This window comes from Burkholderia sp. A2, from assembly GCF_001729305.1.
In the GTDB taxonomy this organism is placed as follows: Bacteria; Pseudomonadota; Gammaproteobacteria; order Burkholderiales; family Burkholderiaceae; genus Burkholderia; species Burkholderia sola.
In genome coordinates, this window is sequence record NZ_LZXX01000129.1 from 1 (window position 1) to 14,038 (window position 14,038).

Consider the following 14,038-nt stretch of genomic DNA (forward strand, 5'->3'; position numbering starts at 1 on the left):
CAGCAGAGAAGCGAGATTATGAACCGTGTTTCGCAGTTCGTCAACAACTTTCTGAACGACTTCGTTGCGACTGCCGGGCCATCTTCCTGCGCCGCCAAGGCCCGCTACATCCCGAACCCGACAACACCGCTTCCCTTCCCCCCGCGCCGCGTTTCCGTTAGCGCGAAAGAGGCGTGATTCTAAGCATCCCCCGGCAATCGCACAAGGGGTTTCGCGAAAAATATAAGGCGCCGCACGCTGTCGCGTGCGGCGCCTTATATGGACGCAACCGAACCGTCAGGAGACCCCGCGCACCTGGCGCGCGACGATCTCCATATAGTGATCGAGATCCGGCGTCACCTTGCCCTCCTCCTTCGCCATGTCGTCCCAGCGGCGCAGCCGCAGCGCGTCCTCCGCGAACGGGCGCTGCAGGAATGCCGCCGTCTCCTCTTCACTGAAAATGCCGCCCTGCAACGACAGACTGCGCACCGAGTCCGGCGACAGGCTCTCGAAGTAGCCGGCGTCCGTGCGGCACAGGCAGCGCTTCGCGTCGACGTGCAGCCGAATCGGCTCCAACACCGCATCGGCAAACAGCGGCCGCAGGAACGGCAGCACGTAATACTGATGCAGATCGTCGATCCCGCGCGCGCTCGGCGTTTCGCCCTGACGATTCAGCAGATGGCCGAGATCGTGCAGGAATGCCGCCACGACCAGCGCTTCGCCCGCCCCGGATTCCTCCGCCAGCCATCCACTCTGCAGCGCATGTTCGAGCTGCGTGACCGGTTCGCCGCTATAGGCCACATGGCCATGCTCGCGATACAGCCCGTAAATCTCTTCCACCGTCAGCGCCATTCGTTTACTCCCACGGCAGCGAAAACGTCTTCAGGTTCGTGAAGCTCTTCATCGCCTCCTGAACGCCTTCCTTGTAACCGAGCCCCGAATCCTTGATTCCGCCGAACGGCGACAGCTCGATCCGGTATCCGGGCACTTCCCACACGTTCACCGTGCCGACGTTCAGTTCGTTCACGAACCGCACGACCGCCGCCGTACTATCCGTACAGACGCCCGACGACAACCCGAATGCCGTGCCATTGCTGATCCGGATCGCGTCGTCGATCGTGTCGAACGCGATGACGGGCGACACGGGCCCGAAGGTCTCCTCGCGCACGATCGTCATCGACGGATCGACGTTGTCGAGCACGGTCGGCGCATACAGCGCGCCGCGCCGCACGTTGCCGGTCAGCAGACGCGCGCCCTGCGCAACCGCCTCGTTCACGCGCGCCTCGAACAGTCGCGCCGCCGCCTCGTCGATCACCGTGCCCATTTCGTTCGCGGAATCGAACGGATCACCGTATTTCCATGCGCGCGTCTTCTCGACGAGCAATTCGGTGAATGCGGGCGCGATCGAGCGCTGCACCAGCATCCGCTTGACGGCCGTGCAGCGCTGCCCCGAATTCCGGTACGAGCCGAGCACCGCCAGCGATGCCGCACGGTCGAGATCGGCATCGGCGAGGACGATCAGCGGATCGTTGCCGCCCAGCTCCAGCACGATGCGCCGGTAGCCGGCCCGCGCGGCAATCGCCTTGCCGATCGCGACGCCGCCCGTGAAGGTAATCAGCGACGCATGCGGATGCGTGACGAGTTCGTCCGCGATTTCGACCGGGCTGCCAGTCAGCACCTGCAGCATCGGCTCCGGCAGCCCGGCTTCATAGAGCAGATCGGCCAGATAGAACGCCGACAGCGGCACCTTCTCCGACGGCTTCACGATCACCCGGTTGTTGGTCGCGATCGCGGGCGCGATCTTGTGCGCGACCTGGTTCATCGGATGATTGAACGGCGTGATCGCGACGATCACCCCGTCGAGCGGCTGGCGCTGTGAGAACACGCGCCGCGTCTTGCCGTGGGGCGTCAGGTCGCACGAGAAACTCTGCGCGTCGTCGCGCAGCGCCTCGAGCGCCGCGAACTTCAGCACGTCGGCCACACGGCCGATCTCGTAGCGCGAATCCTGTTTCGACAGCCCCGACTCGAGCGTGATCAGATCGGACGCTTCCTCGGTGCGCTCGCGCAGCAACGCAGCCGCACGTTCGAGAATCTGCGAACGTGCGTAGCGCGTAAGCGTCGGCCGGTAGGCCATCGCGTAATCGAACGCCGCGCGCACGTCGTCGACGCTGGCGAGCGGCACGGTGCCGACGCGTGTGCCCGTGTACGGATCGGTGACGTCGAGCGTGCGCTCGCGCATCGCGCGCGTGCCGCACCAGCGCAATGCTTCGGCACGAAACGACGGATGATCCTGCCGCGGATGAGCCATCATGTCGCGATCCGGTTCAACACGAAATCGAACACGTCGAAGTTGCGCGGCCGCCGGCTGGGATCGTCGCGCTCGATACGGCGATTGAACAGCAGCGGCACTTCCTGCTCGGACACGCCGCCATGCGAACGCAGCGGCACCGTGAGGCCCGACAGGTCGTGTTCGCGCTCGCGGGTGCCGAGCGTCATGTCGCGGCGGCCGATCACGACGAGATCGCCGATCCGGTCGGCCGGCAGTTCGAAACGTGCGGCGGCTTCCGCGTTGTCGAGCACGAGTTCGACGCCGTCGAGGCCGCCGACGCGCCACATCGCCTCGGCCCGGTCGACACCCGGCGCCAGGTAGATCGTCGCGAACGAACCGAGCGCACCGTGATGCACGACGTACGGATCGGTAATCGGCAGGATCACGCGCGCAGCCTGCGCGCCGTACCAGCCGTCGAACGCATCCTGCAGATAGATCACGTTCGGTCGGCCCGTCGCCGGATCGTGCTTCGCGTTCATCCCGTGGTCGGCCGTGAGGCCGATCGCCCAGCCAAGCGCGTCGAGCTGCGCGAGGTAGCCGTCCATCATCGCGTAGAACGCGTTCGCGCCGGCACTGCCCGGCTCGCACTTGTGCTGCACGTAGTCGGTGGTCGACAGATACATCAGGTCGACCTGCCGCGTCTGCGCGAGCCGCACGCCGGCCGCGAACACGAATTCGGACAACGCCGCGCTGTATACGTCCGGCGACGGCAGGCCGACCCAGTCGAGCACGTCGACGATCCCGTTTTCCGCGAGATTGGCCTGCGCCGCCTTCTCGGCCGAAAAGCAGATACCCTTCAACCGCCAGCCGAGCAGCCGGCGCAACTTGTCCTTCGCGGTCACGACGGCCACCCGCGTGCCGGCGTCGGCCACCGCCGCGAGCAGCGTGCCGGCGCGCAGGTAGGCCGGGTCGTTCATCATGACTTCGGCGCCGCGCCCACCGTCGGCGGCCGGGTCCCAGAAATAGTTGCCGCAGATGCCGTGGACCGACGGCGGCACGCCGCAGACGATCGACAGGTTGTTCGGGTTGGTGAAGGTCGGCACGACGCAATCGGCACGCCACGCGGTGCCGTGCTCGATCATCCGGCCGATGAACGGCGCGACACCCGCTTCCACCGCGCGTTCGAGATAGTCGTATTCGCAACCGTCGACGCAAACGACGACGGTCGGCTCGACCGGCAGCCGGTAGCATCGGCCGTTGACGTCGATCGAGCGTCCCGCGAGATTCGTCGACCCGTTGCCGGCGGCCGCTTGCTCGCCGGGGCGCCGCAACGCGAACGCGGCGTTCATGATGCCGCCCGCGTGCCGCGCGGCACGCGCGCGGCGATCAGCAGCAGCGCCGCGAGCGATGCGCCGAGCATCACCAGCGACAGCGCCGATGCCGGCAGGTAATAGCCGCGCTCCACTTGCCCGATCACGACGATCGGCACGGTCGCGAAGCCCGGCGGATACACCGTCAGCGTCGCGCCGAGCTCGCCGAGCGACAACGCGAAGCCGAGCGCGAGGCTCGCGCGCAGCGCCGGCACGAGCTGCGGCAGCAGCACGCGGCGCAGCACCATCGCGGGCGGCGCACCAAGGCTCGCGGCGGCTTCGCGCAGCACGGTCAGTTCCGGGCGCAGCGCGGCGGCCGCGCAGCGATAGCAGAACGGCAGAATCAGCGCGAGCTGCACGAGCACGACGATCGCCGCCGAGCTCGACAGGTCCAGCGGCGTCTGGTGATACGCGATCAGCACCGCGAGCCCGAGCACGACGCTCGGCACGCCGTTCGGCACCATCACGAGCGCGTCGACGACCGCGCCGAGGCCGCGCCGGTCACGCCCTTCGAGCGCGAGCGCCAGCCACAGCCCGAGGGTTGTGCCGAGAACCGACACGCCGAAGCCGATTTCGAGGCTCGTCAGCAGCGCATCGTATTCCGGCGAACCAAGCCGCTCGAACCAGCGCAGGCTGTAGCCGGCCGGCAAAATCGTCCCCGACCACTGCGTCGACACGCTCGACAGCGCGACGACGATCACCGGCAGCACGAACAGCCAGAAGCACGCGAACGCGGCCAGAGCGAGCGCGGCGCGCGACGCATGCTTGAGCAGCGTGTCGCTCCAGCCGATCCGGTGGCGCGGCACGGCCTGCCCGATACGGAATTCAGCGGACATCGTTCCCTCCCGTCGCACGCCGGTTCACCCGGCGATAAACCGCATACAGCGCCAGTGACAGCGACAACATCACGACCGCGCCGGCCGATGCGGTCGGCAGGTCGAGATCGACGGTCGCGCTGCTGTAGATCGCGACCGGCAGCGTGACGAGCCGCGCGCTGCCGAGCACGAGCAGGATGCCGAACTCGTTGAGCGTCAGCAGGAAGCACAGCACGGTGCCGGCGGCGATGCCCGGCCACGCGATCGGCAGCACGACGCGGCGCGCGAGCATCCAGCCGGGCGCGCCGAGGCTGCGCGCGGCTTCGATCAGCCGCAAGTCGAGCGCCGCGAACGATGCAAGCGTCGGCCGGACGACGAACGGCGTGTAGAACACGGTCTGCGCGAGAATCACGCCGCCGATGCCGAACAGGAAATCGAGCGGCGGGTTCTCCAGATGGAACAGGTGCTGCAGCGCGATGCTGATCGAGCCCTGCGAGCCGTACAGGAAGATCAGCGTGAACGCGACGAGGAACGACGGAAACGCGACGTACAGCTCCAGGAAGCGCGTGACGAGCGACGCACCCGGGAACGGCCTGAAGAACAGCAGCGCGGCCAGCAGCACACCGAGCACCGACGCGGTGCCGGCGCTCGCGAACAGCACGCCGAGCGTCGTCAGCAGCACGTTGCGCGTGTCGGGATTGCCGAAGAAAGTCCGGTACGCGGCGAAACCGAGCCCGTGATCGCCCGACACGCTCAGCAGCACGAGCCGCACCAGCGGGTAGACGACGAGCGGGCCGAGCACGACGATCGCGAGCGCGGCCAGGTGCAGGTCGCCCATTCGCCTGCGGCGTCGCGCGGCGGCGGCATGCGCGGCGGCCGACGCGAGCACGTGCGGCGGCAGGCCGGCTTCAGGGCTCGATAAGGACGACATCGTCTGCCTCGCAATGCAGGGACACGCGTGCGCCGCGCTCGGGAGCCGCGCCGCGGCCGCGCTGCATCGTGACGCGCACGGGCTCGTCGGGCGCTGCGTCGATCACGACCGCGATCGACAGGTCCGCGCCCTGCCATTCGACCGACGACACGGTGCCGTGCAGGCCGCCGGCCGCGGGCGCCATCACGGTGAGGCGCTCGGGGCGCACGCAGGCGACCTTGCCGCGTATCTCGTGGCGCGGATCGCCGAGCGGGAAGATCACGTGCGGCGGCAGCAGGTTCGCCGGGCCGAGATAGCGCGCGACGTAGCCGTCCTGCGGCGCGTCGTACAGCTGCTGCGGCGTGCCGAGCTGCGCGATGCGGCCGTCACGCATCAGCAGCGCGCGGTCGGACAGCACGAGCGCGTCGTCGCGGTCGTGCGTCACGCAGACGACGGTCAGGTTCGGCAGGCGCTCGTGCAGCGCCTTCAGTTCGCTGCGCACCGACGCGCGCAGGTTGGCGTCGAGCGCCGACAGCGGCTCGTCGAGCAGCAGCACGTCCGGCTCGATCACGAGCGCGCGGGCCAGCGCGACGCGCTGCTGCATCCCGCCCGACAGCTGCGCGGGCAGATGATGGCCGGCGTCGCCGAGCTGCACGAGCTTCAGCGCATCGGCGACGCGGCGCGTCACTTCCGACGACGCCATCCCGCGGGCGCGCAGCCCGAATGCGACGTTCTCGAATACCGACAGGTGCGGGAACAGCGCGTAATTCTGGAACAGCAGACCGAGGTTGCGCTTGTGCGGCGGCGCATAGGTCAGGTCGCGGCCGGCCACGGTCAGCGTGCCGGTCAGGCCATCGGCCTTCACGAACCCGGCGATGAAGCGCAGCAGCGTGGTCTTGCCGCAGCCGCTCTTGCCGAGCACGGTCAGAAATTCGCCGGCGCCGATCGACAGCGACAGATCTTCGAGCACCGTGCGCGCGCCGTAGCGCACGCTCAGGTGTTGGATCTGCACGCCGCCCGGCGCGCCGGACCGCAGCATCGCGTGCGGTTCGGCGGCGCCGAATGCGCCGGGATGGGTCAGGGCGGTGTCCACCGGGTTCATCCTCTTGCTCGCTGATACAGGCGGCGTGCGCCGGTCATTTCGGCTTGACGACGTCGAGCTGCTTGCCCGAGCTGCCGATCACGTCCTTCTTCCAGCGCTCGATCCATTCCGGTTTCTTCGCCATCACCTGGGTCCAGTCGACCGGGATCAGATTCACGCCCGCGATCGCCTTCTTGACCGCTTCGCCGTTCTTGCCCGCCAGCGGCACGTCGGTGCGGCCCGGGATGCCGTACATGTCCGGCACCTTCGACTGCACTTCCGTCGACATCAGGTAGTCGATCAGCTTCCTGCCGGCGTCCTGGTTCGGGCCGCTCTTGATCAGGCCGATACCGTACGGCAGCTGGAACGTGGTCGGCCGGTCGCCGTCCTTCGCGGCCAGGAAGATCGGCTTGACCGACAGCGCGCCGTGTTCGGCGTCGTCGAGATCCATCTGCAGATCGCCATTCGCGACGCTGATCTCGTTGCGCGACAGCAGCACGTTCAGGTAGCCCGTGCCCTTGGTGTGGAACTTCACGCTCTGCGACAGCTTCGCGAGGTAGTCGAACGCCTTGTCCTCGCCCATCAGCGACGTCGTCAGGATCAGCACGGCCATCCCGTCACCGGCCGTGGCCGGGTTCGAGTACGCGACCTTGCCGGCGTAGGCCGGCGCGAGCAGGTCGGCGAACGTCTTCGGCTGGTTCTTCACGACGTCCGGGTTGATCGCGAACGAGAAGTAGTTGTTGACGAAGGTCGCCCACGTGCCGTCCTCGGCCTTCGCGATGGCCGGCACGTTCTTGTAGTTCACGCTCTGGTACGGCTGCAGCAGGCCCATCTGGCCGGCTTGCTGGATGAACGGCGGCAGCGTGACGATCACGTCGGCCTTCGGGGAATGCTTCTCGATGTTCGCGCGGTTCACCACCTCGCCGCTGCCCGCCGTCACGATGTTGACCTTCACGCCTTCCTTCTTCTCGAAAGCCGGCAGCACATCGCGATAGAGGTTCTCGAGGCCGTCCGCCGTATACAGCACGACCGCATTCGCCGCATGCGCCGACATCGCGGCGCCTTGCAGCAGACCGGCGGCGCAGGCGGCCAGCGCGAGCTTGCGGAATGCGCCGGCGGCGGCGCGCGAGGGTTTCTGCAGTGTCATCTCACTTCTCCGTAGGCGGAACACCAAACGGCCGGGGCACGATCCGGCTCTCCTGTTATCTGGGGCAGGCCGCTGAACGACCGCCGCGCTGCCGCGCTCGGGCTGGGTGTCGCGCGGCAACCGAAGGATCACAGCGTTCGATGACAAAGCCGTGACGAATGCCACAATTTCCAAAAAATGACACATTTTGCCACTATCATGCAAGTCATCAGGAAATGCCGCCCGGCGTTTCGCTCGTCCTTTGCTGGAGATAAAAGCCATGCCCGACCCGATCCTGCTCACGCCCGGCCCGCTCACCACGTCCGCCACAACACGCCACGCAATGCAACACGACTGGGGGTCGTGGGACGCCGCTTTCAATCAACTGACGGCCAGCGTCTGCGCGGATCTCGTCGCCATCGCGCAGGGCGGCGGCGCGTACGTGTGCGTGCCGATGCAGGGCAGCGGCACGTTCTCGGTCGAAGCCGCGCTCGGCACGCTGGTGCCGCGCGACGGCGTCGTGCTGGTGCCTGACAACGGCGCATATTGCGCGCGGATCCTGAAGATCCTCGGCCGGCTCGGCGTCGACGCGATCGCGTTGCCGTTCGGCGAGGACGCGGCCGTCGACGCGGCGGCCGTGGAGGCCGCGTTCGCGCGCGAGCCGCGCATCACGCACGTCGCGCTCGTGCACCTGGAAACGAGCGCGGGGATCCTGAATCCGCTCGATGCGATCGCGGCCGCATGCCGGCGGCACGGCAAGCGGCTGATCGTCGATGCGATGAGTTCGTTCGGCGCGCTGCCGATCGCGCTGGCGGACAGCGGCATCGACGCGCTGATCTCGGCCAGCGGCAAATGCCTCGAAGGCGTGCCGGGAATGGGGTTCGCGATCGTGCGGCGCGACGCGCTCGACGCGAGCGAAGGCAACGCGCGGTCGCTCGCGCTCGATCTCCACGATCAGTACGCGTATCTGCGCAAGACGGGGCAATGGCGCTTCACGCCGCCGACGCACGTGATTGCCGCGCTGCGCGCCGCACTCGACCAGTACCTCGCCGAAGGCGGCCAGCCGGCGCGCGGGGCACGTTATGCGGAGAACTGCCGGACGCTCGTCGAATCGATGCGTGCGCTCGGCTTCGCGCCGTTCCTCGACGCGAGCGTGCAGGCGCCGGTGATCGTCACGTTTCACGCGCCCGACCATCCGGCCTACGATTTCCGCCGCTTCTACGACGCGGTGCGCGACGCGGGCTTCATCCTGTATCCGGGCAAGCTCACGCGGCTCGAGACGTTCCGCGTCGGCTGCATCGGCGCGATCGATGCGGGCGATATCCGGCGCGCGGTCGCGGCGATCGCGGCCGCGGTCGAATCGCTCGGCATCGCGATGCAGCACGCATGAAGTGGCGTACATGCCGGCCCGCCCGCCGGCGCCCGCGAACAAAAAAGCCCGGCGGCCGATTGGCCGCCGGGCGAACGCACCGTGTGTGCGGGGAACCTGTGCTTACAGCTCGATCCGCTTGATGTCGCCGACGACGAAGATGTACGACAGCGCACCGACCAGCGCGATCACGCCGATGAATACGAGCGCGCCGACGAACGAGCCGGTCGACGCGACGATGAAGCCGACGACGAGCGGGGTGATGATGCCGGCGAGGTTCGCCGCGAAGTTGAAGATGCCGCCCGTCACGCCGAGCAGGCCGTCCGGTGCGATATCCGACACGAGCGTCCAGCCGAGCGCGGCCATCCCCTGCGCGAAGAATGCGACCGACATGATCGCGATTACCGCTTCGTTGCTCTGCACGTAGTTCGCGAGAATGATCGTCGACGCGAGCAGCAGGCCCGCGATGATCGGCAGCTTGCGTGCGAGGTTCGCGGACTTGCCGCGGCGCAGCAGCCAATCGGAGAAGATTCCGCCGAACATCACGCCGACCGACGCGGCGATGAACGGCATCACCGCGAAGAAGCCGATCTTCAGCCAGCCCATGTGGCGCTCGGTTGCCAGATAGGTCGGGAACCACGTCAGGAAGAACACGAGCGTCGAGTTGCCGGCGAACTGGCCGAGGCAGATGCCCGCGAGCTGGCGCTTCTTCACCAGTCGGCCGACCATCGACCAGCTGAACTTCGGCTGCGCGGCCTTGCCGCTCTTGTCGTCGGTCTTGCGCACGCCGTGCACGAGGCCGCCGCCCGCTTCGATGTACGCGAGTTCCTCCGAGTTCGCGCCCGGATGGTTGCGCGGCTCGTGGTAGAACTTCCACCAGACGAGGCCGAATGCAATGCCGACCGCGCCCACGACCCAGAACAGCGAGCGCCAGCCGAATGCGCCCATCAGCGCGAACAGCACGGGGCTGAAGAACGCGAGGCCGATATATTCGCCGACGGTATAGGTGCCGGTCGCCATCGCGCGTTCGTTCTGCGGGAACCACGTCGCGACGACGCGGCTGTTGGTCGGGAAGCATGGCGCTTCCGTCACACCGAGGCCCAGCCGGCACGCGAGCAACGTCGCGACGCCCGGCACGAAGCCTTGCAGGAACGTGCACAGCGACCACAGCGTCATCGACCAGTAATAGGTGATCTTGCTGCCGAAGCGGTCGAGGAACAGGCCGCCGGGCACCTGCATCGCCACGTACGTCCACGAAAACGCGGAGAACATGATGCCCATCACGGCCGCGTTGATGCCGAGCTCCTTGGTGAGCTGCGGCGCAGCCACGCCCAGCACGGTTCGGTCGAGGTAGTTGATCATCGTGCCGATCGCGAGCAGCGCGAGGATCTTGTAGCGCGCCGACGTGCGCCGGACCGTGCCGGCCGCCTGCGCCGGCGCGGCGCTCGTGTGGGTGGTGTGCTGCATGGTCGTCTCCTGGTCTCTTTCTGTGTCTGTAAGGGGGTCAGCGCGCGACGAGCGACTGAAAGTGATCGAACATCCGCTCGGCGTCGGGCGTGCGCCCGGTGAAGAGCTCGAACGCGTCGACGGCCTGGTACACGGCCATCCCGCCGCCCGGCAGCGTCGCGCAGCCGGCCGCGCGCGCGGCGCGGATCAGTTCGGTTTCGAGCGGGAAATACACGATGTCGGCCACCCACATGCCCGCATGCAGCAGCTCGGCCGGCAGCGGCAGGCCCGGATGCTTGGCCATGCCGGTCGGCGTGCAGTGGATCAGGCCGGTCGCCGCGCGCATCGCGGCGGCGAGATCGCTGCCCGGCGTGACGCGGGCGGCGGGGAAGCGCTGCTGTAATTCGCCCGCCAGCGCGGTGGCGCGCGTGCCGTCGACGTCGAAAATCGTCAGTTCGGCCGCGCCCATCTGCAGCGCCGCATGCGCGACGGCCGCGCCCGCGCCGCCCGCGCCGAGCTGGACGACGCGTTCGAGCGACGCGCCGGGCAGCCCACGGCTAAACGATTTCGCGAAGCCCGACCAGTCGGTGTTGTGGCCGATCCGCTTGCCGTCCTTGAACAGCACGGTGTTCACCGCGCCGAGTGCTCGCGCGTCGTCCGACAGCGCGTCGAGGTGCTCGATCACGCGCTGCTTGCACGGGTGCGTGATGTTCAGCCCGTTGTAGCCCATCCGCTGCGCGGCGTCGAGCAGTTCCGGCAGCGCGTCGGCGGTCACGCCGAGCACGTCGAGATCGATGCGCCGGTACACGTAGCCGAAGCCCTGGCGGAATCCCTCTTCCTCGTGCATCGCGGGCGACAGCGAACCGCCGATGCCCTGGCCGATCAGGCCGATCAGGAACGACGGGCGGCTCATCGTGCGGCTCCCTTCGCGAATACCGTCGCCAGGCGCTGCAGCGCGAACACGTAGCCTTCGGTGCCGCAGCCGCAGATCACGGCTTCGGCGAGCGCCGACACATACGAATGGTGGCGGAACGCCTCGCGGCGATGGACGTTCGAGATATGCACTTCGATCACCGGCTTCGCGATCGCGGAAAGCGCATCGGCCAGCGCCACCGACGTATGCGTATAGGCGGCCGGGTTGATCACGATGCCGTGCGTGTCGTGACGCGCGGCGTGCAGCCAGTCGATCAGCTGGTGCTCGGCATTCGACTGGCGAAAGTCGATTTCCAGGCCGAGCCCTTCCCCCGCCGTGCGGCAGCGCTGCTCGAGGTCGGCGAGCGTTTCCGCGCCGTAGATATGAGGCTCGCGCGTGCCCAACAGATTCAGGTTCGGGCCGTTCAGCACCAGTACCTTGTGCTTGCTCATCGTGTTTCTGCTCCTGAAACAGGGGCGGACCACGATCGGCGCCGCCCCGAAGACATCGGAATTTGGCGCTAGTGTGCGCCCGTGCAAGCGGGCTGTCTTTTCGGGTTTTCGCTAATTTGTACCATCTAGTTAGTTTGTACAATACGGATGACTAGCCCAGTAAATTCGGGATATGGCGCCCGCGCCGAACTCAACGACTGGTTCACTCAGGGTCGGTTCGACACGGTCGGTTAGACCGGCGCCATGCCCCGCTCATCCGCAGGAATCGCCCCATGCAGCGCTCGATCGCCACCGTGTCACTGTCCGGCACGCTCGCCGAGAAGCTCGCCGCCGTCCAGGCCGCGGGCTTCGACGGCGTCGAAATCTTCGAAAACGACCTTGTCTATTTCGACGGATCGCCGGCCGACGTCCGGCGCATGGCCGCCGATCTCGGCCTCGACATCGTGCTGTTCCAGCCGTTTCGCGACTTCGAGGGCGTGAGCGCGGCCCAGCTTGCGCGCAATCTCGATCGCATCAAGCGCAAGTTCGACGTGATGCATGCGCTCGGCACGGACCGCATCCTCGTCTGCAGCAGTGTGGCGGCCGATACGATCGCCGACGACGGGTTGCTCGTCGACCAGCTCGGCGTGCTGGCCGAAGCCGCGCGGCAGGCCGGCGTGGTGGCCGCGTACGAAGCGCTCGCGTGGGGCCGCGTCGTGAAGCGGTACGGCCACGCGTGGAAGCTCGTGAATGCGGTGAACAGCCCGCACCTCGGCCTCGCGCTCGACAGCTTCCACACGCTGTCGCTCGACGATTCGCCGGACGGAATCGCCGATATCCCCGGCGACCGGATCGCCTTCGTGCAGATCGCCGACGCGCCGAAGCTCGTGATGGACGTGATCGAATGGAGCCGCCACTACCGCTCGTTCCCGGGCCAGGGCGACTTCGACCTGGCGCGCTTCACCGCGCGCGTGATCGAGTCGGGCTATACGGGGCCGTTGTCGCTGGAGATCTTCAACGACGGCTTCCGCGCGGCGCCGACCGCGCTCACGGCTGCCGACGGCCATCGCTCGCTGCTCTATCTGGAAGACCTGACGCGCGCGCGGCTCGCCCAGGAGGGCCGCGCGCCGGCCGCCAGCCAGCCGCTGTTCGCACCGCCCGCGCCGCCCGCGCACGTCGGGTTCCAGTTCATCGAATTCGCGGTCGACGCGCAGGCGGCGGCGACCGTCGGCGAATGGCTCGGCCGGATGCGCTTCCGGCTCGCCGGCCGGCATCGCTCGAAGGACGTGACGCTGTTCCAGCACGGCGCCGCATCGATCGTGCTGAACGCCGAGCGCGACTCGTTCGCCGATGCGTTCTTCCAGCAGCACGGGCTGTCGCTGTGCGCGTCGGCGTTCCGCGTCGACGACGCCAAAGTGGCGTTCGAACGCGCGGCCGGCTTCGGCTATGCGCCGTTCTCCGGCCGCGTCGGGCCGAACGAACGCGTGCTGCCGAGCGTGAAGGCGCCGGACGGCAGCCTCGAATATTTCGTCGACGAAGCGCCGGATGCGCCGACGCTGTATGAATCGGACTTCGTACTGACCGACATCGACGGGCCGACCGAAGTCGGCCCGCTGACGGGCATCGACCATGTGTGCCTCGCGCTGCCGGCCGACGCGCTCGACACGTGGATCCTGTTCTTCAAGACGGCGTTCGGCTTCGAGGCCGAGCGCAGCTGGCTCGTGCCCGACCCGTACGGGCTGATGCGCAGCCGCGCGGTGCGCAGCGCCGACGGCTCGGTGCGGATCGCGCTGAACGCGTCGGTCGACCGTCATACCGCCGTCGCCGAATCGCTCGACCGCTACCACGGCACGGGGCTGAACCACGTCGCGTTCCGCACCGACGACATCGTGAAGACGGTCGCCGCGTTCGCGGCCGACGGCGTCCCGTTCCTGCGCATTCCGGCCAATTACTACGACGATCTCGCGGCGCGCTACGCGCTGCCGGACGAGCTGATCGACACGCTGAGCGCGCATCACCTGCTCTACGACCGCGACGAGCACGGCGGCGAATTCCTGCATGCCTATACGGAACTGGTCGACAACCGCTTCTCGCTCGAGATCGTCGAGCGGCGCGGCGGGTATGACGGCTATGGCGCGGCGAATGCGGCCGTACGGCTCGCCGCGCAGGCGCAGCGGCGGAAATAAGGAGGAGAGAAGTCCCGGGCCGGATCGCGCTCGCGATTCGGCGATCGATTCTGCGATCGATTGGGCCGCGCGATCTCGCCGCGCCATCGTCGCCGATCGGGCAGCCAAGTACCGGCCCGCGCGGTCGGCCGCGGCCATGCCGG

The 14,038-nt window shown here is 67.9% G+C and carries 12 protein-coding genes; 2 read left to right on the plus strand and 10 right to left on the minus strand.

All coding sequences use genetic code 11. The features are described from left to right. Nucleotides 1-276: 276 nt before the first annotated feature. Genes A9Z05_RS29775 through phnS form a run of 7 tightly spaced genes read right to left on the minus strand, consistent with a single transcriptional unit; the run spans nt 277 to nt 7,571 of the window. Nucleotides 277-831: a phosphonate degradation HD-domain oxygenase gene (locus A9Z05_RS29775; RefSeq protein WP_069621229.1), complete on the minus strand. Its 555-nt coding sequence runs from the start codon at nt 829-831 to the stop codon at nt 277-279. Between the two features lie 4 nt (nt 832-835). After that, on the minus strand, nt 836-2,290 hold the full coding sequence (gene phnY, locus A9Z05_RS29780; protein ID WP_069621230.1) for a phosphonoacetaldehyde dehydrogenase: 1,455 nt from the start codon (nt 2,288-2,290) through the stop codon (nt 836-838). Beyond that, on the minus strand, nt 2,287-3,597 hold the full coding sequence (phnA, locus tag A9Z05_RS29785; RefSeq protein WP_069621231.1) for a phosphonoacetate hydrolase: 1,311 nt from the start codon (nt 3,595-3,597) through the stop codon (nt 2,287-2,289). Before phnA ends, phnY begins: the two co-directional genes overlap by 4 nt. Beyond that, the gene (gene phnV, locus A9Z05_RS29790) at nt 3,594-4,454 is read right to left on the minus strand and encodes a 2-aminoethylphosphonate ABC transport system, membrane component PhnV (RefSeq protein ID WP_069621232.1); all 861 of its coding nucleotides are present in this window, start codon (nt 4,452-4,454) and stop codon (nt 3,594-3,596) included. Before phnV ends, phnA begins: the two co-directional genes overlap by 4 nt. Next, nucleotides 4,444-5,364, minus strand: a complete 921-nt coding sequence (gene phnU / locus A9Z05_RS29795) for a 2-aminoethylphosphonate ABC transporter permease subunit (RefSeq protein WP_069621233.1) — start codon at nt 5,362-5,364, stop codon at nt 4,444-4,446. The genes phnV and phnU overlap by 11 nt, the downstream gene beginning before the upstream one ends. Further along, nucleotides 5,342-6,445: a 2-aminoethylphosphonate ABC transport system ATP-binding subunit PhnT gene (gene phnT, locus A9Z05_RS29800; protein ID WP_069621234.1), complete on the minus strand. Its 1,104-nt coding sequence runs from the start codon at nt 6,443-6,445 to the stop codon at nt 5,342-5,344. Before phnT ends, phnU begins: the two co-directional genes overlap by 23 nt. Before the next feature lie 34 nt (nt 6,446-6,479). Next, a complete protein-coding gene (gene phnS, locus A9Z05_RS29805) occupies nt 6,480-7,571 on the minus strand; it encodes a 2-aminoethylphosphonate ABC transporter substrate-binding protein (protein ID WP_069621235.1) in 1,092 nt (363 codons plus the stop codon). A gap of 259 nt (nt 7,572-7,830) precedes the next feature. On the opposite strand from phnS, the gene A9Z05_RS29810 reads away from it, so the two are divergent. Further along, a complete protein-coding gene (locus A9Z05_RS29810; protein WP_069621236.1) occupies nt 7,831-8,940 on the plus strand; it encodes a 2-aminoethylphosphonate--pyruvate transaminase in 1,110 nt (369 codons plus the stop codon). A gap of 102 nt (nt 8,941-9,042) precedes the next feature. Here A9Z05_RS29810 and A9Z05_RS29815 read toward each other — a convergent pair whose 3' ends face one another. The 3 genes from A9Z05_RS29815 to aroQ are packed head-to-tail and all read right to left on the minus strand — an operon-like array spanning nt 9,043 to nt 11,730. Further along, on the minus strand, nt 9,043-10,386 hold the full coding sequence (locus A9Z05_RS29815; RefSeq protein WP_069621237.1) for an MFS transporter: 1,344 nt from the start codon (nt 10,384-10,386) through the stop codon (nt 9,043-9,045). A 37-nt stretch (nt 10,387-10,423) separates the two neighbouring features. Continuing rightward, entirely contained in the window at nt 10,424-11,278 is an 855-nt protein-coding gene (locus A9Z05_RS29820) for a shikimate dehydrogenase (RefSeq protein ID WP_069621238.1), read from the minus strand. Next, entirely contained in the window at nt 11,275-11,730 is a 456-nt protein-coding gene (gene aroQ, locus A9Z05_RS29825) for a type II 3-dehydroquinate dehydratase (protein ID WP_050017300.1), read from the minus strand. Before aroQ ends, A9Z05_RS29820 begins: the two co-directional genes overlap by 4 nt. Nucleotides 11,731-12,002: 272 nt before the next feature. Between aroQ and A9Z05_RS29830 the strand changes: the two genes are divergently transcribed. Beyond that, on the plus strand, nt 12,003-13,895 hold the full coding sequence (locus A9Z05_RS29830) for a bifunctional sugar phosphate isomerase/epimerase/4-hydroxyphenylpyruvate dioxygenase family protein (protein ID WP_069621239.1): 1,893 nt from the start codon (nt 12,003-12,005) through the stop codon (nt 13,893-13,895). The last annotated feature ends 143 nt before the right edge of the window (nt 13,896-14,038 follow it).

What these genes read in the sequence shown, in the direction of transcription:
- A9Z05_RS29775 (WP_069621229.1), bottom strand. Translation starts at nt 831, where the DNA reads ATGGCGCTGACGGTGGAAGAGATTTACGGGCTGTATCGCGAGCATGGC.
- phnY (WP_069621230.1), bottom strand. Translation starts at nt 2,290, where the DNA reads ATGATGGCTCATCCGCGGCAGGATCATCCGTCGTTTCGTGCCGAAGCA.
- phnA (WP_069621231.1), bottom strand. Translation starts at nt 3,597, where the DNA reads ATGAACGCCGCGTTCGCGTTGCGGCGCCCCGGCGAGCAAGCGGCCGCC.
- phnV (WP_069621232.1), bottom strand. Translation starts at nt 4,454, where the DNA reads ATGTCCGCTGAATTCCGTATCGGGCAGGCCGTGCCGCGCCACCGGATC.
- phnU (WP_069621233.1), bottom strand. Translation starts at nt 5,364, where the DNA reads ATGTCGTCCTTATCGAGCCCTGAAGCCGGCCTGCCGCCGCACGTGCTC.
- phnT (WP_069621234.1), bottom strand. Translation starts at nt 6,445, where the DNA reads ATGAACCCGGTGGACACCGCCCTGACCCATCCCGGCGCATTCGGCGCC.
- phnS (WP_069621235.1), bottom strand. Translation starts at nt 7,571, where the DNA reads ATGACACTGCAGAAACCCTCGCGCGCCGCCGCCGGCGCATTCCGCAAG.
- A9Z05_RS29810 (WP_069621236.1), top strand. Translation starts at nt 7,831, where the DNA reads ATGCCCGACCCGATCCTGCTCACGCCCGGCCCGCTCACCACGTCCGCC.
- A9Z05_RS29815 (WP_069621237.1), bottom strand. Translation starts at nt 10,386, where the DNA reads ATGCAGCACACCACCCACACGAGCGCCGCGCCGGCGCAGGCGGCCGGC.
- A9Z05_RS29820 (WP_069621238.1), bottom strand. Translation starts at nt 11,278, where the DNA reads ATGAGCCGCCCGTCGTTCCTGATCGGCCTGATCGGCCAGGGCATCGGC.
- aroQ (WP_050017300.1), bottom strand. Translation starts at nt 11,730, where the DNA reads ATGAGCAAGCACAAGGTACTGGTGCTGAACGGCCCGAACCTGAATCTG.
- A9Z05_RS29830 (WP_069621239.1), top strand. Translation starts at nt 12,003, where the DNA reads ATGCAGCGCTCGATCGCCACCGTGTCACTGTCCGGCACGCTCGCCGAG.